The 20,815-nt window shown below is 71.5% G+C and carries 16 protein-coding genes; 7 read left to right on the top strand and 9 right to left on the bottom strand.

Annotated features, from left to right (window positions below):
- Window positions 1-37 precede the first annotated feature (37 nt).
- From H343_RS0122245 to H343_RS0122235, 3 genes are all read right to left on the bottom strand, one after another.
- Complete coding sequence (locus tag H343_RS0122245; protein WP_028432947.1) at window positions 38-1,348, bottom strand: DUF5667 domain-containing protein; 1,311 nt, start codon at window positions 1,346-1,348, stop codon at window positions 38-40.
- 237 nt (window positions 1,349-1,585) lie between these two features.
- Window positions 1,586-2,440, bottom strand: a complete 855-nt coding sequence (locus H343_RS0122240) for an ECF subfamily RNA polymerase sigma factor, BldN family (protein ID WP_028432946.1) — start codon at window positions 2,438-2,440, stop codon at window positions 1,586-1,588.
- 449 nt (window positions 2,441-2,889) lie between these two features.
- Window positions 2,890-3,843 carry an HAD-IB family hydrolase gene (locus H343_RS0122235; protein ID WP_051265736.1) on the bottom strand — a complete coding sequence of 318 codons (954 nt, stop codon included), beginning with the start codon at window positions 3,841-3,843 and terminating at the stop codon, window positions 2,890-2,892.
- 273 nt (window positions 3,844-4,116) lie between these two features.
- Between H343_RS0122235 and H343_RS0122230 the strand changes: the two genes are divergently transcribed.
- The 6 genes from H343_RS0122230 to hemB all read left to right on the top strand — a co-directional run bounded on the left by H343_RS0122230 (window position 4,117) and on the right by hemB (window position 10,699).
- Window positions 4,117-4,353 (top strand): glutaredoxin family protein, encoded by a 237-nt coding sequence (locus tag H343_RS0122230; protein ID WP_037904726.1) that lies wholly within the window; start codon window positions 4,117-4,119, stop codon window positions 4,351-4,353.
- A 186-nt stretch (window positions 4,354-4,539) separates the two neighbouring features.
- Complete coding sequence (locus H343_RS0122225) at window positions 4,540-5,316, top strand: redox-sensing transcriptional repressor Rex (protein ID WP_028432943.1); 777 nt, start codon at window positions 4,540-4,542, stop codon at window positions 5,314-5,316.
- Window positions 5,313-6,848 (top strand): glutamyl-tRNA reductase, encoded by a 1,536-nt coding sequence (locus tag H343_RS32165; protein WP_078506017.1) that lies wholly within the window; start codon window positions 5,313-5,315, stop codon window positions 6,846-6,848. Before H343_RS0122225 ends, H343_RS32165 begins: the two co-directional genes overlap by 4 nt.
- 166 nt (window positions 6,849-7,014) lie before the next feature.
- On the top strand, window positions 7,015-8,013 hold the full coding sequence (gene hemC / locus H343_RS0122215) for a hydroxymethylbilane synthase (RefSeq protein WP_028432942.1): 999 nt from the start codon (window positions 7,015-7,017) through the stop codon (window positions 8,011-8,013).
- Complete coding sequence (locus tag H343_RS0122210) at window positions 8,010-9,677, top strand: bifunctional uroporphyrinogen-III C-methyltransferase/uroporphyrinogen-III synthase (protein WP_028432941.1); 1,668 nt, start codon at window positions 8,010-8,012, stop codon at window positions 9,675-9,677. Before hemC ends, H343_RS0122210 begins: the two co-directional genes overlap by 4 nt.
- Window positions 9,674-10,699, top strand: a complete 1,026-nt coding sequence (gene hemB / locus H343_RS0122205) for a porphobilinogen synthase (protein ID WP_037904666.1) — start codon at window positions 9,674-9,676, stop codon at window positions 10,697-10,699. The genes H343_RS0122210 and hemB overlap by 4 nt, the downstream gene beginning before the upstream one ends.
- A gap of 111 nt (window positions 10,700-10,810) precedes the next feature.
- Here hemB and H343_RS0122200 read toward each other — a convergent pair whose 3' ends face one another.
- From H343_RS0122200 to argS, 4 genes are all read right to left on the bottom strand, one after another.
- Complete coding sequence (locus tag H343_RS0122200; RefSeq protein ID WP_028432939.1) at window positions 10,811-11,614, bottom strand: SAM-dependent methyltransferase; 804 nt, start codon at window positions 11,612-11,614, stop codon at window positions 10,811-10,813.
- 314 nt (window positions 11,615-11,928) lie between these two features.
- The gene (locus H343_RS0122195) at window positions 11,929-12,573 is read right to left on the bottom strand and encodes a nucleoside/nucleotide kinase family protein (RefSeq protein ID WP_486587006.1); all 645 of its coding nucleotides are present in this window, start codon (window positions 12,571-12,573) and stop codon (window positions 11,929-11,931) included.
- A 73-nt stretch (window positions 12,574-12,646) separates the two neighbouring features.
- Entirely contained in the window at window positions 12,647-14,116 is a 1,470-nt protein-coding gene (locus H343_RS0122190) for an FAD-binding protein (RefSeq protein ID WP_028432937.1), read from the bottom strand.
- A gap of 297 nt (window positions 14,117-14,413) precedes the next feature.
- Window positions 14,414-16,243: an arginine--tRNA ligase gene (argS, locus tag H343_RS0122185; protein WP_028432936.1), complete on the bottom strand. Its 1,830-nt coding sequence runs from the start codon at window positions 16,241-16,243 to the stop codon at window positions 14,414-14,416.
- Window positions 16,244-16,425: 182 nt separating this feature from the next.
- Here argS and lysS point away from each other — a divergent pair, with 182 nt between their 5' ends.
- Entirely contained in the window at window positions 16,426-18,210 is a 1,785-nt protein-coding gene (lysS, locus tag H343_RS0122180; RefSeq protein ID WP_028432935.1) for a lysine--tRNA ligase, read from the top strand.
- A gap of 136 nt (window positions 18,211-18,346) precedes the next feature.
- Here the strand turns inward: lysS and H343_RS0122175 are convergent, their stop codons facing one another.
- Both H343_RS0122175 and H343_RS0122170 read right to left on the bottom strand, forming a co-directional pair.
- Complete coding sequence (locus tag H343_RS0122175; RefSeq protein ID WP_028432934.1) at window positions 18,347-19,945, bottom strand: DUF2637 domain-containing protein; 1,599 nt, start codon at window positions 19,943-19,945, stop codon at window positions 18,347-18,349.
- Between the two features lie 108 nt (window positions 19,946-20,053).
- On the bottom strand, window positions 20,054-20,767 hold the full coding sequence (locus tag H343_RS0122170; RefSeq protein WP_028432933.1) for a DUF3558 domain-containing protein: 714 nt from the start codon (window positions 20,765-20,767) through the stop codon (window positions 20,054-20,056).
- Window positions 20,768-20,815 lie beyond the last annotated feature (48 nt).

The raw sequence follows: 20,815 nt of genomic DNA, 5'->3' as shown, positions 1-20,815 counted from the left end.
TGCACCGCCAGGGGCGGTGGCACCGCTTCCCGGTGCCCTACTTCCTGTCGTCCGGGAGGCCCTTCAGCTCCGGCAGTACCTCCGGGAGGATGGGCGGCAGGGTCACCTCCGAGTCGGGCAGTGACTTTCCGCCCTTGCCGGAGTGACGGCTGGAGGGCTCGCCGCGCCGGTCGGAGGGCGGGTCCAGGAGGCCGCCACCGCCGATCAGTTCGCCCGTACGGCTGTCGGAGCCGGACGGGGCCGGCGTACCGCTCTCCTCGCCGTCACCGGCACCGGAGTCGGCCGAGTCCTGGGAGGAGGAGGGCCGGGGTGATGTGCGGCTGTCGTCCGCGCGTCCGTCGCCTTGCCCGCCCTCGCGTGAAGTGTCCCCGGACGACCGGGAGATGAGTTCCGCCAGGGGACGGACGTCGTGGTCCATGTCGTCGAAGACCGAGCTGACGGCGTCGCCCACGTCGGAGAGCTGGAGGGGCAGCCGGTCGCGCAACTGCGCCCAGCCCTCACGGTGCTCGGAGCTGAAGGAGGAGAGCGACCGCATGGGGGCGATCCTGCCGTCCCTCTCATAGGCGGAGCTGAGCAGCCGGTGGCCTTCGGCGGCGTCGGTGCGCATGCCGGAGAGTGTCCTGCGGACCTCGCCGAGCGACTCGCGGTCCAGTTCGGCGCCGCCGCGCGTGCGTTCCATGAGACGGCGGGCCTCCTGCATCCGGGTGGAGGCGTGGTCGAGATGCACCTGACCGCGGTCCGCTTCGTCACCGGCGAGGTCCAGCCGGAGATCCTCCATGCCGCGCTTGAGTCCGTAGAGCGAGTCACCGGGGAGCGCGTCGCTGCTCGCCGCCGCGACCCCGCCCAGGGCGGAGGCTGCGACGCCGACGCCCAGCCCGCCCGCCGCGAGTCCCTTGGTGAGCCGGGACCGGGGCCGGAACTTTCCGAGCGGGCCGAGGGCCGGAGCGCGGTGCGCGCCCTTTCGGGCACGTGTGCCGCGCTGTTCGGGCACCGTGGCGGCACGCGCCTGGGGTGTGGCGAACTCGGCCTCCATCGCGGCGACGAGCTGCGCGCGCTGTGCCGCCTTCACATCGGGTGCCAACTCGGGCCGGGGCAGGGCCTCGAGTCGTTCCGCCAGGCCGAGGAGCGTCTCGGGCTCGGCGGGGCGGTCACCTTCGCTCGGGCTCGCGGTGCCGCCGTGGGATCTGAGGCCCTCGCCGGTCGCGGGCAGGCGTTCAGGGGCGGGTGGCAGGGCACTTGCGCCCCCGTCACCCGTCGTCCGGTCGGCCGCCGTGGCCTCGTCGAGCTCGTGCTCCAGGGCCTGGGCGAAGGCGGTTGCCTGCCGGTTCCTGGCTACGGACCCGATCACGGGCGACACCTCCTCTCGTCAGCACGGTCCACTCCCCATTACTGATGGAAGGTTGTGCGGCGAACTGCTCGGGTTCACTCGTACGAGGGAGTGAACTCTTGCGTGCCACGGTGCGGGGAGTCTGCACCCCCACAACGAGCCGCAAGCCAGTCGGGTTACGGACTGACGATGATGTGACCGCACGCATCTCCGCCCTCACCGGCGGTCACCTGGGACGCCTTGCGGGGGAGGCCTGACTCAGCAGGCGTCCTGCGGCAGCAGCCGGGCCAGCGTACGCACCGCCCGGTACTGGAGGGTCTTGATGGCGCCCTCGTTCTTGCCCATGGCGCGGGCCGTCTCGGCCACGGAGAGGCCCTGCAGGAAGCGGAGGGTGACGCACTCCTGCTGCTGGGGGTTGAGCCTGCGCACGGCGTCCAGCAGCGTGGCGTTGGAGAGGGTCTCCAGGACCGATTCTTCGGGGCTGCGTTCGACCTCGTTGGCGTCGAGCATCTCGCCGGTGGTCACCTCCAGCCGGAAGCGGCTGGACTTGAAGTGGTCGGCCACCAGGTTGCGCGCGATGGTCACCAGCCAGGCGCCGAAGTCGCGGCCCTGCCAGGTGAAGGTGCCGATGCGGCGCAGTGCGCGCAGGAACGTCTCACTGGTGAGGTCCTCGGCGGTCGCCTTGCCGCCCACGCGGTAGTAGATGTACCGGTACACGGTGTCGCTGTACTGGTCGTAGAGCGACCCGAAGGCCTCGGCCTCGCCGGCCTGTGCGCGCTCGACGAGGTCCATCATCCGCCGGCTGTCGGTGTCCGAGGCCGCGGGGCGCGCCCGGCGCGCGGTCGACGTGGCCGCTCCGGCGGAGGCCGAACCGCGGGCGCGTCTGCCGACGTTGCCGGCGGGCGCGGCGGCCGCGGTGGAGTGCGCGGCCCCTGCCGGGGCGCGGTCCGCCAGGGCGTAGCGGGGGCCCGCGGGGACGGGCGTGGCTGTGGCAGGGGCGGGGACGGCGTACGCGTAGGGGACGAGCGCGTCGCACAGCCGGCCGAGGGCGGCGGCGACCGTGCTGCGCAGCGTAGCCAGGCCCGAGGCGTCAACCCCGACGTGTGGGTACACGGGACTCCCAGAGGCAGAGCTTCCATCATGTGCAGTACGGGACCGTTCGACCCGGATTGGGACGGGTGGGTACCGATTGCGTCTGAGGAGAATAACGCTTCGTGCAGACAGTGCTACGCCGAGTTGCTGAAATCGCCGGTTCGGTCCGTTGTGTTACGCATTGGTGCCTCATTGGACACCGAGCGTGAACGGCTCTCTGATCACTTTGTGTTCACAAGTTGTCACTTGAGTGATGACTTGTGGCCGGGGCCCGCAAGCGTGACTGGCGGGGGCAGGGGGCGGGCAGTGCACGGGAATTGCCTCACCGACCGGTGCACACGGAGCGCGCGTACGGGCGCGCCGGACCTGTCGGTCCCTGTCGTGCCCGCCTGTGCCCGCCTGTTCCTGTCCGGGTCCGCCTGTGCCTGTCCGGGCCTGTCCGGGCCCGGTCCCCGTCCCGCGCGGGACCGTCAGCGGCGGCGGCGCTGCATGGCCACGGCGGCTGCCGCGCCGCCGGCGACGGCACCTACGCCGGCGGCTGCGGGAATGCCCACCTTCGCCGCCTTCCGGGCCGTGCGGTAGTCGCGCAGCCGCCAGCCCAGTTCCCGCGCGTGGCCGCGCAGCCGGCTGTCAGGATTGATCGCATACGGATACCCGACGAGCGAGAGCATCGGGATGTCGTTCGCGGAGTCGCTGTAGGCGGCGCAGCGCTCCAGTTCCAGGTCCTCGGCCGAGGCGAGTGCCCGTACTGCCTCGGCCTTGGCCGGGCCGTGCAGCGGTTCGCCGACGAGCCTGCCCGTGTAGACGCCGTCGACCGATTCGGCGACGGTGCCGAGCGCGCCGGTCAGGCCCAGGCGGCGCGCGATGATCGTCGCGGTCTCCACGGGGGCGGCGGTGACCAGCCAGACCTTCTGGCCCGCGTCGAGATGCGCCTGGGCGAGCGCGCGGGTGCCGGGCCAGATGCGGCCGGCCATGTACTCGTCGTAGATCTCCTCGCCGATCTCGGTGAGTTCGCTGACGCGGTGGCCCTTGACTATCGACAGGGCGCTGGAGCGTACGTCCGCCATGTGACCGGCGTTCTCGCTGCCTGCCATCCGGAAGTAGACCTGCTGCCAGGCGAAGCGGGCGAGTTCACGCTTCTCGAAGAAGTCGCGCTTGTACAGGCCCCGGCCGAAGTGGAAGAGGGCGGCGCCCTGCATGACCGTGTTGTCGAGGTCGAAGAAGGCGGCGGCGCGGACGTCGCCGGCGACGGGGAACTCCTCCTCCGGGGGCGCCGGCGCGGCCAGTTCTCGATCCTGTTCCAGTTCCTGCTTGCGCGCCGCCTCGGCGGAGGCCTCCCCCGCGAGCACGCTGCTCTCGGTCGCGGAACGGCTGCGCAGGGCCAGCCAGGGCCACGAGGGACGGTAGGAGAGACGGGAGGGCATGCCTTCGAGGATAGCGACTCGTTGCACCCGCTCTGTTACACCCGGGTGTACGGCTGTTGGCCCTCCGGCACACGGCTGGGACAGCTCTGTCGCACATGTGCGGCAGAGCGGGGCCGTACCGGTGGCAGGGGATTCAGCGCGTCGCGGGGCCGTCGCCCCCGGCCACCTCCGCGGAAGCGCAGGTCGCCGCGGAGGTGGCCGGAGGAGTGTGCGCCGGTTGTGAAGTACGGCGAACGTGCGGTGTGGTGACGGCGAAGCGTGACAATGGGGCGCATGAAGACTGTCACGCTGATCGGGAAGCCCGGGTGCCATCTGTGCGATGTGGCGAGGGACACGATCGTCCGGGTGTGCGCGGAGACCGGGGCCGCCTGGGAGGAGAGGGACATCAACCAGGACGAGGAGCTGTACCGGAAATACTGGGAGCAGATTCCGGTTGTGCTCGTGGACGGGGCACAGCACGATTTCTGGAGGGTCGACCCCCAGCGGCTGCGCAGTGCCCTGCAGGGGTAGCAGTCATGACGTGAGGAGTGACCTGTGTCGCTGCCGGGGCATGTGGCACCGGTCACGTTGACCGGACAAATCGGATGCCATCTTTGTGCACGCGTTCACAAAGGCATAGCCTGGTCACGATGGAGCGGTCGGAGCGCGCGTCCCGCGCAGGATCGCTCACCGCTTCGCGCAACCGGCAGGAGCACCGTGGCAACTGGCCGAAACCACCGACCGGCGACGACCCGGAGCCGAGGAATCCCCGAGGCCACCGTCGCCCGGCTACCGCTGTACCTGCGGGCGCTGACCGCGCTGTCCGAGCGCTCGGTGCCCACGGTCTCCTCCGAGGAACTGGCCGCCGCCGCGGGGGTCAACTCGGCCAAGTTGCGCAAGGACTTCTCCTATCTCGGCTCCTACGGCACGCGTGGCGTGGGCTACGACGTCGAGTACCTCGTCTACCAGATCTCGCGTGAACTCGGCCTGACGCAGGACTGGCCCGTCGTCATCGTCGGTATCGGCAACCTCGGCGCCGCACTCGCCAACTACGGAGGCTTCGCCTCCCGCGGCTTCCGCGTCGCCGCACTCATAGACGCGGACCCCACCCTCACGGGACGGCCCGTCGCCGGCATCGACGTCCAGCACACCGACGGGCTGGAGCAGATCATCGCCGACAACGGCGTCTCCATCGGAGTCATCGCGACCCCGGCCGGGTCCGCGCAGCAGGTGTGCGACCGGCTCGTGGCCGCCGGAGTCACCTCCATCCTGAACTTCGCGCCCACCGTGCTGGCCGTCCCCGAGGGCGTGGACGTACGGAAGGTCGACCTCTCCATCGAGCTGCAGATCCTCGCCTTCCACGAGCAGCGCAAGGCCGGTGAGGACGCCCCCGAGGAGGAGACCGCCCCGCCGGCGGCCCCGCCCGCCGCCGCCGTGACCAAGCGCCCCGAGCCGGGATCTGACGGGGACGTCCCCGCCGTGATGCCCGCATGAGTCTGCTGGTCGTCGGTCTGAGCCACCGCAGCGCGCCGGTGAGCGTGCTGGAGAGGGCCGTGCTCGCACCGCGGGTACGCGGCAAGCTGCTGCAGGACGCCGTGGGCGCGGAGCCCGCGGCGGAGGCCGCGGTGCTCTCCACCTGCAACCGGATCGAGCTCTACGCCGACGTGGACAAGTTCCACGCCGGCGTCGCGGAGCTGTCCACGCTGCTCTCGCAGCACAGCGGTGTCGCTCTGGACGAGCTGACTCCGCATCTGTACGTCCACTATGAGGACAGGGCGGTGCACCATCTGTTCTCGGTGGCCTGCGGCCTGGACTCGATGGTGGTCGGCGAGGGGCAGATCCTCGGCCAGATCAAGGACGCCCTCGCGGTCGCCCAGGACCAGCACACCGCGGGACGGCTGCTGAACGACCTCTTCCAGCAGGCTCTGCGCACCGGCAAGCGCGCACACAGCGAGACGGGCATCGACAAGGCGGGCCAGTCGCTGGTCACCTTCGGCCTCGAACAGCTCGCCGGCCAGGAGCCCGTCGAGGAGTGGGTGCGCGGCAAGCGTGCCCTGGTCATCGGCGCGGGCTCGATGTCCTCGCTCGCTGCGACCACGCTCGCGCGGGCGGGTGTGGCCGAACTGGTGATCGCCAACAGGACCCTGGACCGCGCGGAGCGGCTCGCCTCAGGTCTGACGTCGGGGCTCGCCGCGGGCGCCGCACCCGCCGCGGCACTGACGGGCGAGGACGGCCCGCGCGCTCACGCACTGCCCATCGGCGGCATGGCGGCCGAGCTGCCCCGCGCGGACATCGTCGTCTCCTGCACGGGAGCCACGGGGCTCGTCCTGACGGCCGACGCCGTGCGCGAGGCGCTCGCCCAGCGGCCTGCCGCGGCTTCCTCCACCTCCACCTCCAACTCCACTTCCACCTCCACGACCGCCGCCTCCTCTTCCTCTCCGGGCGGGATGGCGCTGCTCGACCTGGCCATGCCCCGGGACATCGACGCCGCCGTGCACAGGGTCGACCACGTCGACTTCGTGGACATCGAGTCGCTGGCCCGGGCGGCGGCCGACGCGCCTCTGGCCGCCGACGTGGACGCCGTACGCGGCATCGTCGGCGAGGAGGTCGCCGCCTTCGGCGCGGCCCAGCGGGCAGCGACGATCACGCCGACCGTCGTCGCCCTGCGGACCATGGCCTCCGACGTCGTCGCCGCGGAGATGGCACGGCTGGAGGGACGGCTGCAGGGACTCGACGAAAAGCAGCGAGCCGAGATCACCCAGACGGTGCGCCGCGTCGTGGACAAGCTGCTCCACGCGCCGACGGTGCGGGTGAAGCAGCTCGCGGGTGAGCCGGGCGGCGCGGGCTACGCGGACGCCCTGCGGGAGCTCTTCGACCTCGACCCGCAGGCGGTCGCGGCGGTCAGCAGACCCGCTCCCACGGGCGTCCCCGCGCCCGCGGAATCACCGGAGCGCACCCGGGGCACGCAGGGCACCCAGGGCACGCAGGAACGTACCCCCGACCCCACGACGGGCGGGCGGTCGTGATGAACGCAGTACACACGGCAGTTGAAACCGGACGACGGAGCGTCCAGCGCCCCCACCGGCAGAGCTGGAGCATCCGGAGTGTCCGGAGCCGCCGGAGCCGGAGTGAGCAAGTCGACGAAGAAGGCGCCGCGTGCGGGAGCACGGACGGGCGCCACGAGGTGAGCCCATGAGCAACACACCGGCACCGGCCCTCCGGCTGGGCACCCGGCGCAGCAAGCTCGCCATGGCCCAGTCGGGTCTAGTGGCCGAGCAGGTACGCCAGTCGACGGGCCGCCCCGTCGAACTGGTGGAGATCACGACGTACGGGGACACCAGCAAGGAGCAGCTCGCCCAGATCGGCGGCACCGGGGTGTTCGTCACGGCGCTCCGCGACGCGCTGCTGCGCCGTGAGATCGATTTCGCGGTGCACTCCCTGAAGGATCTGCCGACCGCGCAGCCCGACGAGTTGACGCTGGCGGCGGTACCGCCCCGCGCCGACGCCCGCGACGTACTGGTCGCCCGTGACGGACTGGATTTCACGCGACTCGCGTACACGTCGCGGACGACGGGCCGTCCGGCGCGCATCGGCACCGGCTCGCCCCGCCGCATGGCGCAGCTGAACTCCTGGGCACGCGGTCTCGGCGCGGAGGTCGACACCGTGCCGATCCGGGGGAATATCGACACGCGCATCGGGTATGTGCGCTCCGGCGAGCTGGATGCCGTGGTGCTCGCAGCCGCCGGGCTGGAACGCACGGGCCGTCTCGGAGAGGCCACCGAGCTGCTCAGCCCCGACGCCGTACTGCCTGCCCCCGGCCAGGGGGCACTGGCTGTCGAATGCGCGTCGGGCGACGTGCACCTGGCTCTTCAGCTCGCCGAGCTCGACGACCCGTACACACGGGCCGCCGTGACCGCTGAGCGAACCCTGCTCGCCGCTTTGGAGGCCGGCTGCAGCGCACCCGTCGGTGCGCTCGCCGACCTGCTTGGCGACGGGCAGGTTGTCACCGAAATGCGCCTGCGTGGCGTCGTCGGCACCGTCGACGGCGAGACGCTGGTGCAGCTGTCCACCACCGGTCCCGTACCGGCATCACCCGTCGACACAGCGACCCCGCAGAACATGGGGCGTGAACTCGCCGACGAGATGCTCGCCAAGGGTGCGGCCGGTCTGATGGGGGAGCGAGCACTTTGAGCCCCACCACTGCCCAGAATTCGAGAGCCCGGCACCTCCACGGTGCACAGGGACACGTCACCTTCCTCGGTGCCGGGCCCGGTGACCCGGGTCTGCTGACGCTGCGTGCCGTCGACGCGCTCGCGCAGGCCGATGTGCTCGTGGCCGATCCGCAGGTGTACGACGTCGTCCGCACCCACGCGCGGGCAGGGGTGGACACGCCGCTTCACGAGGCCGACGGGCCGTCGGACCGGTCGGCGTCCGCCTCCGCTAGCGGCGCGGTAGATCTTGCCATGGCCGCGGCACGGGCGGGCAAGCGGGTCGTGCGGGCCGTCACGGGCGATCCCGGTCTCGACGCCGACGCCGCACGGGAGATGCTCGCGTGCGCGCACGAGGGCATCCCCTTCGAGGTGGTGCCGGGCATCGCGACGGCCGTGGGGGTTCCCGCGTACGCCGGGGTGCCGCTGCGTGACGGACACGGCACCGACGTGCGCTTCATCGACGCACGCACGGCTGACGACAGATGCTGGACGGAGGTCGGCGCGAGCGACGCGACCGTCGTCGTCTCGACCACGCTGGACGCGGTCGTGACCGTCGCCGGTGAACTCGTCGCGGGCGGGCGCAAGCCCGAGACTCCGCTGACCGTCACCGCCGCCGGCACCACCACCCGTCAGCGCACCTGGACGGCCACGGTCGGCACCATCGGGCAGGTCCTCAAGTCCGCGAAGGTGCTGCCCTCGTCCGACGGCGGCCAGCCGGTGATAGCCGTGGTCGGGGAGCGCAGCGCCGCCGCGGAACGTCCGCAGCTCGCGTGGTTCGAGTCCAAGCCCCTGTTCGGCTGGCAGGTGCTGGTGCCTCGTACGAAGGAGCAGGCGGAGTCGCTCTCCGACCAGCTGCGCAGCTACGGTGCCGTGCCGGCCGAGGTGCCCACCATCGCCGTCGAGCCGCCGCGCACGCCGCAGCAGATGGAGCGGGCCGTCAAGGGCCTTGTCACAGGGCGGTACGAGTGGATCGCCTTCACCTCCGTCAACGCCGTGAAGGCGGTGCGGGAGAAGTTCGAGGAGTACGGGCTGGACGCCCGCGCGTTCGCCGGGATCAAGGTCGCTGCCGTGGGGGAGCAGACCGCCAGGGCGCTGGTCGAGTTCGGTGTGAAGCCGGACCTGGTGCCCAGTGGTGAACAGTCCGCCGCCGGGCTGCTGGAGGACTGGCCGCCCTACGACCCGGTCTTCGACCCCATCGACCGTGTGTTCCTCCCCCGCGCCGACATCGCCACCGAGACGCTGGTGGCCGGCCTCATCGAACTCGGCTGGGAGGTCGACGACGTCACCGCGTACCGCACGGTGCGGGCCTCGCCCCCGCCCGCGGAGACACGTGAGGCGATCAAGGGCGGCGGCTTCGACGCGGTGCTGTTCACCTCCTCCTCCACGGTGCGGAACCTCGTCGGCATCGCCGGCAAGCCGCACAACGTGACCGTCATCGCCTGTATCGGTCCCGCCACCGCCAAGACGGCCGAGGAGCACGGCCTCCGGGTGGACGTGATGTCTCCGGAGCCCTCGGTGCTCAAACTGGCCGAGACGCTGGCAGACTTCGGCGCGAAGCGCCGCGCGGAGGCCGTCGCGGCGGGCGACGTGGTCAAGCGGCCGAGCGAGAAGCGCCCGGCCAGGAGGAGGGCACGCTCATCGTGACAGCGCACGCGCACGGTTCCGCCGGCGCCGGTTCCGTCTCGGGCGGGGGCTTCCCGGCCGTCCGTCCCCGCAGGTTGCGTACGACCGCGGCGATGCGCCGGATGGTCACCGAACACCGGCTGCACCCGAGCGAGTTGATTCTTCCCGCCTTCGTACGCGCGGGCATCGACGAGCCGGTGCCCGTCTCCTCGATGCCCGGCGTCGTCCAGCACACGCGGGAGACGCTGAAGAAGGCCGCGGCCGAGGCCGTACGCGCGGGCGTCGGCGGAATCATGATCTTCGGCGTGCCGGAGGAGCAGGACAAGGACGCGGTCGGCAGCCCCGGCACCGACCCCGAGGGCATCCTCCAGGTCGCGCTGCGCGACGTGCGGGCGGAGGTCGGCGACGACCTCGTCGTCATGTCCGACCTGTGTCTGGACGAGACCGCCGACCACGGGCACTGCGGTGTGCTGGACGCGCGGGGCGGGGTCGACAACGACGCCACCCTGGAGCGGTACGCCGAGATGGCGTGCGTACAGGCGGAGGCCGGGGCGCACGTGCTGGGCCCCAGCGGAATGATGGACGGACAGATCGGCCACGTACGCCGCGCGCTCGACGAGGCCGGGTACCAGGACGTGTCGCTGTTCGCCTACACCGCGAAGTACGCCTCCGCCTTCTTCGGCCCCTTCCGCGAGGCCGTCGGCTCCTCTCTCAAGGGCGACCGCAACACCTACCAGCAGAACCCCGCCAACGCCCGCGAAGCACTCCGTGAACTCTCCCTGGACCTGGCGGAGGGCGCGGACATGGTGATGGTCAAGCCGGGGCTGCCGTACCTGGACGTCCTCCGTGACTTCGCCGAGCGGGTCGACGTACCGGTCGGCGTCTATCAGGTCTCCGGCGAGTACGCGATGGTCGAGGCCGCGGCGCAGAACGGCTGGATCGACCGGGACCGGGCAGTCATGGAGACCCTCACCAGCTTCAAGCGGGCCGGCGCGAACCTGATCCTCACCTACTGGGCGACGGAGGCCGCCGGCCGCCTGTAGGCCGCCGCCCGTACGGCACCCGCGGCCTCAAGGGCACACGCAGCTTCGCCTTCGCCAACGGCCCCCGGACGGGGGCCGTTTCGCACGGGAGCGGAAGAACGGGAACGCGGCTCAGGGCTTTCTGCCGATGCCCGCGTAGAAGAAGGCGTCCTCGTCGGTGATGCCGGACTCCCCCTCGGGGCGCCAGCGGTGCGTGGTGGTCAGACCGGGCTCGATCATCTCCAGGCCCTCGAAGAAGCGCTCGATCTCCGCCCTGGTGCGTATCTGGGCGGGCGTGCCGCTCTGGCGGTAGACCTCGACGGCCTTCTGGGCGGCCGGGTTGAAGTCGGGGGTGGCGTGCGAGAGCACCAGGAAGCTGCCGGAGGCGAGCCGGTCGACCATCGCCCGCACGATCTCCAGGGGCCCGTACTCGTCCGGCAGGAAGTGCGTCACCGCGAGCATGGACAGCGCCACGGGCTCGTCCAGGTCGACGGTGGCGAGCAGCCCCGGGTCGTCGAGGATGGAGTCGTGGCGCAGGTCGGCGTGTACGTAGGCGGTGCGGCCCTGCGGAGTGCTGAGCGTCAGCGCGTCCGTGTACTCGAGCACCGTCGGGTCGTTGTCGGCGTAGACGACACGGGCGTCCGGGGTGGTCTCCTGGGCGACCTGGTGCAGGTTGGGCTCGGTGGGGATTCCGGTGCCGACGTCGATGAACTGCCGGATGCCGTACTCGGAGGCGAGGGTGCGTGTGGCGCGGTGCATGAAGTCCCGGTTGGCCCGGGCGCCGGTCACGATGAAGGGGAAGACCTCCTTGACCTTCTCGGCCGCCTCCTGATCGACCGGATACCAGTCCTTGCCGCCGAGGTAGTAGTCGTACATCCGGGCGGAATGGGCCCTGCTGGTGTCGATCGGGGTGGGCTGTGCGCCGGAACCGCTCATCGTGGTGCTTCCTCTTCTGCCGCTGCCTGGACGGGTGCGGGGTGGTCACGCTCCGTGCCCGCGTCGTGTTCCCGGAAGTGACCTCGCGGGAGGTCCCCTTCCAGCTCTCCGGGCCCGGCGCCCGGGATGGTGCGCAGCACCGTCCGGAGCGTCCACGACCTCGGCCGTCCGTCAACGGGGCGTCGGTGCAGTCCAGTTGAAGCTATCAGAGGGGTGCTTGCACATTGAAGCTTCTGAGCGCGCTCAGGTGCGGTCCGTCCCGGTGGCGAACCGCACGCGGTCCGCCGCCGGGACGGGGAAGGCATCCATGAGGCTCAGTCGGGGAGTTCGACGACGATGTCGGCGCTCTCGCGGCCCGCGGCGACGAGGCGGGCGTTGGCCTCGTCCGAACGCCGCACCCAACTCTCGGCCTCAGCGGTCGTCTTGCCGTACCGCACATGCCGCTCGACCAGCCGCCCCAGCCGTATGCCGTCGTCCAGGCCCACCCACCAGCACGCGTCCAGCAGCGGCCGTACGGGCCGCCACGCGGGGTCGTCCAGCAGCAGGTAGTTGCCCTCCGTGACGACGAGCGGTACCTGTGGCGGTACGGGCAGCGAACCGGCCACCGGCTGCTCCAACTCCCGGTCGAAGCCCGGCGCGTAGACCGTCTCGTCCTCGTGCGGCGTGCGCAGCCGCCGCAGCAGCGCCGCGTAGCCGTACGGGTCGAAGGTGTGCGGGGCGCCCTTGCGGTCGAGGCAGCCCAGCCGGCGCAGTTCGGCGTCCGCGAGGTGGAAACCGTCCATCGGGACCTGCACGGCCCTCCCGGGGCCGAGGGAGTCGACCAGGAAGGCCGCCAGGGTGGACTTGCCCACGCCCGGCGGCCCCGCGATCCCGAGGATGCGACGGCCGCCGGCGTCGGCGAGCCGCGTGGCACGCGCCAGCAGGTCCCGAGGATCGCGCACCACTTCCGGCCCGCTCACGGCCGCCCCCTGCCTGCCCGGTGCACATCCCCGGCACAACCCGCCCCGGGGGTGGGGGGAGGCGGTGCGCCCATCAGAAGACGCCGGGGCCCGGGGTGAGGATGCCCGACGGGTCGTAGCGGTGCCGGGCCGCGGACAGAGCCGCCCATGCGGGGCCGAAGTGGTCGCGCCAGTCGGGGCGTTCGAAGGGGACCGACCCCACCGGGTACTGCTTGCCGCCGGCGTCGCGCACCTGCTCGTAGGCCGTCCGGTTCGCGGCGAGCAGCCTGTCCACGGTGGCCTGGTCGTCCGGCGGGCCGGTGCGCAGCACGGCCAGCAGATACGGCACCGGGTCGTGCGGCATGCGCAGCAGCGGCGTACGCAGCTTCTCCCGGTTCAGGGGATAGAGCAGCACCACACCGGACGAACCGAGGTCCTCGGGCCGCAGACCGTCCAGGATGCCCGAGACCAGCGACTCGGCCCCGGACGAGGGCAGCAGCAGATTGAGCCAGGGGTGCGGGTCGTCCCAGACGCCGGTCTCCTTCTGCTCGGCGACGGAAGGTGCGAGCCGGTCCAGGAAGGTGTAGTAGTCGATGGTTTCGGCCACCATGCCCTCGGGGGCGAAGCGCAGGCCGTCCAGCAGCTGTTCGTCGTCGGGCTCGGGCCCGGCGGGCGGCCCGTACGCGACGGCCTCCAGCATGTGGACGCGGAACTCGCCCGTCTCGTCGGGGAAGACGAGGCCCTCGACGTAGTCGAAGCGCCGCTCCTCGATCAGGCGCCGCTGGTCCTCCATGAACACCGACAGGTCGGCGTAGGGCAGTTGGAAGTGACGCACCGTTGCGGGGGCCTTCACGAGGCGGACGGTGGCGCTGACGATGACGGCGCACTGGCCCAGGCCCGCCCGTACGGCGTCGAACAGCCCGGCGTTCCGCGTCGCCGAGCAGCGCGTCAACTCGCCCGCACCGGTGACCACTTCGAGCTCGGTGACATTGTCGGTCTGCGCACCGTGCTCCTGGGTCTGACCGCCGAGGCCGCCGAAGGAGAGGGTGCCGCCGACGGAGAGCTCCAGGTAGTCGGTGAAGACCGGCGGTGTCAGACCGTGCCGCAGGGTGGCCTTGGTGACCTCGCTCCAGCGGGCGCCCGCGCCCACCTTCACCGTCCCGCCGGTGACCTTGCCGATACGGTTCAGCGGGCTCGTCCTGATCACCAGCCCGCCCTCGACCTGCGCCTGCCCGAAGGTGGTGTGGGCCTCGCCGCGGGGAGCGACGGGAATCCCGTGCCTGCGGCAGAAGCGCATCATCTTCACGATGTCGTCCACGGAACCGGGGCGCAGCACGGCGGCGGGACGGCGGTGAACGATGTGCCCGAAGTCCTCCGCGGCGGCGTCGCGCGAGGCGCCGTCGGTGAGCAGCGTCCCGTCCAGCGGCGGCACGTCCTCGAAGCCGGAACCCGGCGACACCGGCCGCTCGGTGGCCCAGGCGTGTGCGGCCGGGTCGAATCCGACGACGGCGGCTGCCGCGGCCAGACCGTACAGTGCGGTGCGTCTGCTCGGTTCCGGGCTCATACGTCTCCTCCTGAGGCTGGCGGAATTCCGGGTGCTCCCGGCGGTGGATGGTACTTGCACGGAGACGGCCGCGCGTGCTCATTACCCTTGTGCGGGGCGGACGATGACGGAGCGTCACGCCACCGGGCCACACGCCACCCGGCCCACACGCCACCCGGCCCACACGCCACCCGGCCCACACGCCACCCGGCCCACCCGGCACCGGACCCGCACGACGCCGTAACACTCGGCGCTTTCGCGCGAGGGGCCGGCAGGGCGCGGGGGACATGCATCCCCGAGGCCGGGGCGAGTGAGAGCTCAGAGCCGCTCGGGCGTGCGGATGCCCAGCAGGGACATGCCCTGGCGGAGCGTGCGGGCCGTCAGGTCGCACAGGAACAGCCGGTTCTCGGCCAGCTGGGTGGACTCGGCCTTCAGCACGGGGCAGTTCTCGTAGAACGGGCTGAAGAGCGTGGCCAGTTCGTAGAGGTACGCCGCCAGCTTGTGCGGCTCGTAGCTCTCGGCCGCCGAGGCGAGGGTGTCGCCGAACTCGTCCAGGTGCAGGGCGAGTGCACGCTCCGCCGGCGCCAGCTCCAGCGTCGGGTGCACCTGCGGGACGAGATCCCCGGCCCGGCGGAAGATGGACCTGATCCGCGCGTGGGCGTACTGGAGGTAGACGCTGGTGTCGCCCTGCAGGGAGACCATCCGGTCGAGGTCGAAGACGTAGTCACGCGTCATGGAGTTGGACAGGTCGGCGTACTTGACCGCACCGATGCCCACCTGCGCCGCGCGCTCCTGGATCTCCTCCTCCGTGAGGTCCCGCGCCTTCTCCCGCACGACGACGGCGGCGCGCTGCGTGGCTTCGTCCAGCAGGTCCACCAGCCGCACCGTCTCGCCCTCACGGGTCTTGAACGGCTTGCCGTCCTTGCCGAGGACCGTGCCGAACGCGAGCTGCCGGGCGGCGCCTTCGGGCAGCCAGCCGGCACGCTGCGCCGTCCCGAAGACCATCCGGAAGTGCAGTGCCTGGCGGGCGTCCACCACGTACAGCAGCGTGTCGGCCTTCAGCGTGCCGACACGGTCGCGGATCGCCGCGAGGTCGGTGGCGGCATAGCCGAAGCCGCCGTTGGACTTCTGGACGATCAGTGGCGTCGGGGTGCCGTCGGGGCCCTTGACGTCGTCGAAGAAGACGCAGAGGGCGCCCTCGGACCGGACCGCGACGCCCGAGGACTCCAACTCCTCCACGACCTGCTGGAGATCGTCGTTGTACGCGCTCTCGCCGAGGATGTCCCGGTCGTGGATCTCGACGTCGAGCTGCTCGTAGACGCCCTGGAAGTAGGTCTTCGACTCGTCCACGATCTTGTGCCAGAGGGCGAGGGTCTCCTCGTCGCCCGCCTGGAGTGCCACCACGCGGTCGCGGGCGCGGCCCTTGAACTCCTCGTCCGAGTCGAAGAGCGCGCGGGAGTCCTTGTAGAGCCGGTTGAGACGGGCCATGGCGGCCTCGCCCTCGTCCTTCGCGTCCGCGGTGTCCGACTCGTGGTCCAGCTCGTGCGGGTGCTCGATCAGATACTGGGTGAGCATGCCGAACTGGGTGCCCCAGTCGCCGATGTGGTGGCGCCGGATCACTGTCTCGCCCCGGTGTTCCAGGATCTGGGTGACCGCGTCGCCGATGACCGTGGAGCGCAGATGCCCGACGTGCATCTCCTTGGCGACGTTCGGCTGCGAGTAGTCGATCACCGTGGTGCCGGGCCGGTCCGCGCGGGGAACGCCGAGCCGGTCGTCGTCGGCGCGGGCGGCGAGGGTGCGCAGGACGGCGGCGTCCGAGACGGTGATGTTGAGGAAGCCGGGCCCGGAGACCTCTACGGCCGCGATCTCCTCGTTGGGCGGGAGACACTCGACGGCCCGGCCCGCCAGCTCACGCGGGTTGGTCCTGAGCCGCTTGGCGAGGGCGAGGATTCCGTTGGCCTGGAAGTCCGCACGGTCGCTTCTGCGCAGCATCGGGTCCGGGGAGGCGGCGGGGCCGGACGCGGGGTCCTCTCCGCCCGACGGGCGAAGGGACGTCTCTCCTCCCGCGCCTTCGTCCGGCAGGGCTGCCGAGAGGGCCTCCGCGAGGTGCTGGTGGAGCAGTGCGGCGAGCGAGGGGACCGAGGCCATGGATGCGAGCCGTTCCGTGGTCGTTGCTGGATGGTTCAGCGGCCGAGTATCCCATGTGGACGGCCCGCCCCGCGCCTGAGTATCCCGTGTGAACCGTGCTCCGCGCAGTGGGAGAATGGGCCCGCAGGCAGGCAGCAGCAGAGAGACAGCACAGAGACAGCAGAGAGAAGGAAGTGCCGGACGTGGATCGGACCACCACCGAGACCGACTGGGTCTCCCGTATCGCCGATGACGTCATCGCCGAAGCGGAGCGTCGCGCGCCCGGGAAAGTGGTGGTCTGCGCCTCCGGACTCTCCCCCTCGGGCCCGATCCACCTGGGCAACCTGCGCGAGGTGATGGTCCCGCATCTGGTCGCCGACGAGATCAGGCGCCGCGGGGTCGGGTGCGAGCACATCATCTCCTGGGACGACTACGACCGGTTCCGCAAGGTGCCCGCCGGGGTCGAGGGCGTGGACGAGTCCTGGGACGCGCACATCGGCAAGCCGCTGACGTCCGTGCCCGCGCCGCGCGGCAGCGCACACGAGAGCTGGGCGGCGCATTTCAGGGCGGCCATGGAGGACTCGCTGGCCCAGCTCGGGGTGGAGTACCGCGGCATCAGCCAGACCGTGCAGTACACCTCCGGCGCCTACCGCGAGCAGATCCTCTTCGCCATGCGTGAACGCGAGCGCATCGACGCGGTGCTGGACCGCTACCGCACGCTCGACAAGGCGGCGGCCGGCGGCGGGAAGAGCCAGAACCAGCAGGCCCAGCAGACCCAGCAGAACCGGAAGAAGCAGCAGAAGCCGGCGGAGCCCGACGCGGCCGAGATCGAGGCGGCAGAGGGCTCCGGCGCCGCCGCCGAGGACGACGGCTCGGGCGCGGGCGGCGGCGCGTACTTCCCGTACAAGCCCTACTGCACCGTGTGCGGACGCGACGCGACCACCGTCACCGCATACGACGACGCGACGACCGAGCTGACCTACACCTGCGCCTGCGGGCACGGCGAGACGGTGCTGCTGAGCGAGTTCGACCACGGCAAGCTCGTGTGGAAGGTCGACTGGCCGATGCGGTGGGCCTACGAGGGTGTGGTCTTCGAGCCCAGCGGCGTCGACCACCAGTCGCCCGGTTCGTCCTTCGTCGTCGGCGGCCGCCTGGTGAAGGAGATCTTCGGCGCCGAGCAGCCCATCGGACCGATGTACGCCTTCGTCGGCATCAGCGGCATGGCCAAGATGTCCTCCTCCAAGGGCGGCGTCCCCACGCCCGCCGACGCGCTGGAGATCATGGAGGCGCCGCTGCTGCGCTGGCTCTACGCGCGCCGCAGGCCCAACCAGTCCTTCAAGGTCGCCTTCGACCAGGAGATCCAGCGCATGTACGACGAGTGGGACGCGCTGGAGCGCAAGCTCGCCGCGGGCGACGCGCAGCCCGCTGACATCGCCGCCCACCTGCGTGCGTCGACGACCGCCGCGGGGCCGCTGCCTTCGACGCCGCGTCCCCTGCCGTACCGCACGCTGGCGTCCGTGGTGGACGTCACCGCCGGCAACGACGAGCAGACACTGCGCATCCTCAGCGAACTGGACCCGGAGCGTCCGGTGCGGTCCCTGGAGGAGGCACGGCCACGGCTGGACCGGGCACAGCGCTGGATCAGCACGCAGGTTCCGGCGGAGCAGCGCACGCGCGTACGGGACGAGCCCGACACGGCGCTGCTGGAGTCGCTGGACGAGCGGCAGCGCGAGTCGCTGCGGCTGCTGCTGGAGGGACTGGACGAGCACTGGTCGCTGGAAGGGCTGACGCAGCTCGTCTACGGGGTGCCGAAGGTGCAGGCGGGGATGTCCGCGGACGCCAAGCCGACGCCCGAACTGAAGGCGGCGCAGCGGGCGTTCTTCGCGCTGCTGTACCGGCTGCTCGTCGGCAGCGAGACCGGTCCGCGGCTGCCCACGCTGCTGCTCGCCGTCGGGACGGACAGGGTGCGCAAGCTGCTCGGTGCGTGACGGCCAACGGCCCGACGGGGAGACGGCCCGAGGGAGAGGCGGCCCGAGGGAGAGACGGGGAGACGGCGTACGGCGTGACGGATCAAGCGGGAGGCCCGCGGCGGCGTGATCCGTCAGGGCCGGGCCTGCGGCGGGCTCAGCCCGCGAGCCCCATCTCGGTGTTGTAGCGCTCCCTGAATTCCCGCATGTACGAGCGGAGATACCCCTCGCTGAGGAGGGTGCCGTCGGCGTTGGTCACGCCGTGCCGCTCGTGCAGCGTCCGGGAGAGCTGCCGCGCGTTGGGGAAACCGGCGTGGGCGGCGACGAACTCGCGGTACGCCTGGAAGTAGAACTCCTCACGGGGCACGCCGTCGGGGACGCCCACCGGCTCGGCGTCGACGGACAGAGCGGGCGCGGGCGGGTCCGGATCGGGGATGAACTCCTGCGCGTACTCCCCCTGACGGCCCGCTGCCTGCCCGCCCCCGGCCAGCGTCGGCTCCACGAACAGCTCCTGCTCCTGCCCCCGTTGGGGCGGCAGATAGGCGGGGCCGCCGTTGACGGGCGCGTTGGAGTTGCCCAGGGCGCGGCGCCGTCCGGGACCGACGGGGACGGTGACCTGGGGGCCGGAGGGCTGTGTCTCGGCGGCGTAGGCGTACTCGGACGGGGGAGCGGAAGCCGCCGGAACACCGCCGGACCCCGGTACGGGCGGCTGTGGCTCTGCCTGCGTCCCGGGCCGTCCCTCCGTCTGCGCCCCGGCCCGCATCTCCTCCTGCGTCCCGCCCTGAGCCCGCTGCGGGGCGGGTTCGGGGACGGGCGGCGGTGCCGGTGCCGGTGCCGGTGCCGGTGCGTGGGCCTCGGAGGCGAACCCGTGCTCGTACGCCTCGACGCCCGCCGCCTGCTGGTGCGTCCACGGTTCCTGGTGAGGCTGTGCGGGCCGAGGCGCCTGCTGTGTCTGCGCCCCTGTCTGCGCTCCTGTCTCTGCCCCCGTCTGCGCCCCCGAGGTGAGCGCCGGTGGCCGGTCCCGCAGCGCCCTCGCCTCGGCGCTCGCGCCGGCTCTCGCCGAACCCGCCGTGGTGGCGGGGGCGTCGATGCCGGCCGCCGCCAGTCCCTGCGGAGCGGTCTCGGCGAGCGGGACGCCGTAGCGGGCGAGCTTGAGCGGCATCATCGACTCCACGGGAGCCTTGCGCCGCCAGCCGCGCCCGTAACGGGCCTGCAGCCGCGCCTCGTAGACGAGCCGGTCCTGCTCCATGCGGATGACCTCGTCGTAGGAGCGCAGCTCCCACAGCTTCATCCGCCGCCACAGCCTGAACGTGGAGGGGAAGGCCAGCAGCCACCGTGAGAGGCGTACGCCCTCCATGTGCTTGTCGGCGGTGATGTCCGCGATCCGCCCGATCGCGTGCCGCGCCGCCTCGACCGAGACGACGAAGAGGACGGGGATCACGGCGTGCATCCCCACGCCCAGCGCGTCCGGCCAGGCGGCCGCGCCGTTGAAGGCGATCGTCGCGGCCGTCAGCAGCCACGCCGTCTGCCGCAGCAGCGGGAAGGGTATGCGGATCCAGGTCAGCAGCAGATCCAGCGCCAGCAGCACGACGATGCCCGCGTCGATGCCGATGGGGAAGAACGGCGCGAACGCGCCGAAGCCCTTCTTCTCCGCCAGGTCGCGCACGGCGGCGAACGAACCGGCGAAACCGATCGCGGCGATCGTCACGGCACCGATGACGACCACCGCGACAAGTATGCGGTGTGTACGAGTCAGTTGTACGGCCTGCACTGGAGTTGTCCCCCACCCTCGGAAACCGGCGCGGCGCACCAGACTGGCACACGCGTCAAGCCCCCGCCGCGCGGTCCGCGGCGGGGACGGGCCTCACTTCAGTGCCGCGACCGCTTCCTTGGCCGCTTTCTCGGCGTTCTTCTTCAGATCCTCGGACTTGGGGGTCTTGCCGTCCTCGAAGCCGGCTCCCGCGTAGTCCACGGTGACGACGACGTTGGCGCTGCGGGCCACGACACGCTCCTCGTTGAACGTCTCGGAGGTGTCGCCGTCCTTCTTCTCGGCCTGGTAGCTGATGGCCGTGGCCTGGTCGCCGATGCCCTTGACGGGCGCTGTCTTGAGGTCCTTGTTGTCCTTGTCCGACTTGAGGGCGTCGGCCTGCTGCTCCGTGAAGGCGGTGGCGAGCTTGTCACCCGAGCCGCGCGAGGCGTCGGATTCGAAGCGCTTCAACGACACGGTCAGCTGCCGGTAGTCGAACTTGTCGAGACCGCTCCACAGACAGCTGCCCGAGTCCTGTGTGTTGCCCGTGCCGATGCGCTTGCCGGACGCGTTGTCCGTCTCCGGCGTCAGTTCCTTCACGGTGTCCTTGGACAGCGTCTTGCAGGCGTCCGGGAGTTCCTTGAACTTCACCGGGGCCGCGCTCGGCGTGCTGTCACCCTTCTCCGAGGATGCCGCTTCGCCGCTGTCGCCCCCGGAGTCGGAGGAGCAGCCTGCGACCAGCAGTGCGGGAATTGCTACTGCCGCGCAGGCGAGCGTCCGCGCGAGACGCGGTGCGCTTCGCTGAGAGATTCGCTGGGCGTTACGGGGCATGATTCCTTCGCTTCCAGTCGGGTCCGGCGTCTCCGGCCACCGGTCGGT

This window comes from Streptomyces sp. TAA204, from assembly GCF_000424965.1.
This window is presented reverse-complemented; position numbering and strand designations above follow the sequence as displayed.

Coding starts and splice junctions, on each gene's coding strand:
- H343_RS0122235 (WP_051265736.1), bottom strand. CDS start 3,843: ATGCCCTCCCGTCTCTCCTACCGTCCCTCGTGGCCCTGGCTGGCCCTG.
- H343_RS0122230 (WP_037904726.1), top strand. CDS start 4,117: ATGAAGACTGTCACGCTGATCGGGAAGCCCGGGTGCCATCTGTGCGAT.
- H343_RS32165 (WP_078506017.1), top strand. CDS start 5,313: ATGAGTCTGCTGGTCGTCGGTCTGAGCCACCGCAGCGCGCCGGTGAGC.
- hemC (WP_028432942.1), top strand. CDS start 7,015: ATGAGCAACACACCGGCACCGGCCCTCCGGCTGGGCACCCGGCGCAGC.
- H343_RS0122200 (WP_028432939.1), bottom strand. CDS start 11,614: ATGAGCGGTTCCGGCGCACAGCCCACCCCGATCGACACCAGCAGGGCC.
- H343_RS0122190 (WP_028432937.1), bottom strand. CDS start 14,116: ATGAGCCCGGAACCGAGCAGACGCACCGCACTGTACGGTCTGGCCGCG.
- argS (WP_028432936.1), bottom strand. CDS start 16,243: ATGGCCTCGGTCCCCTCGCTCGCCGCACTGCTCCACCAGCACCTCGCG.
- H343_RS0122170 (WP_028432933.1), bottom strand. CDS start 20,767: ATGCCCCGTAACGCCCAGCGAATCTCTCAGCGAAGCGCACCGCGTCTC.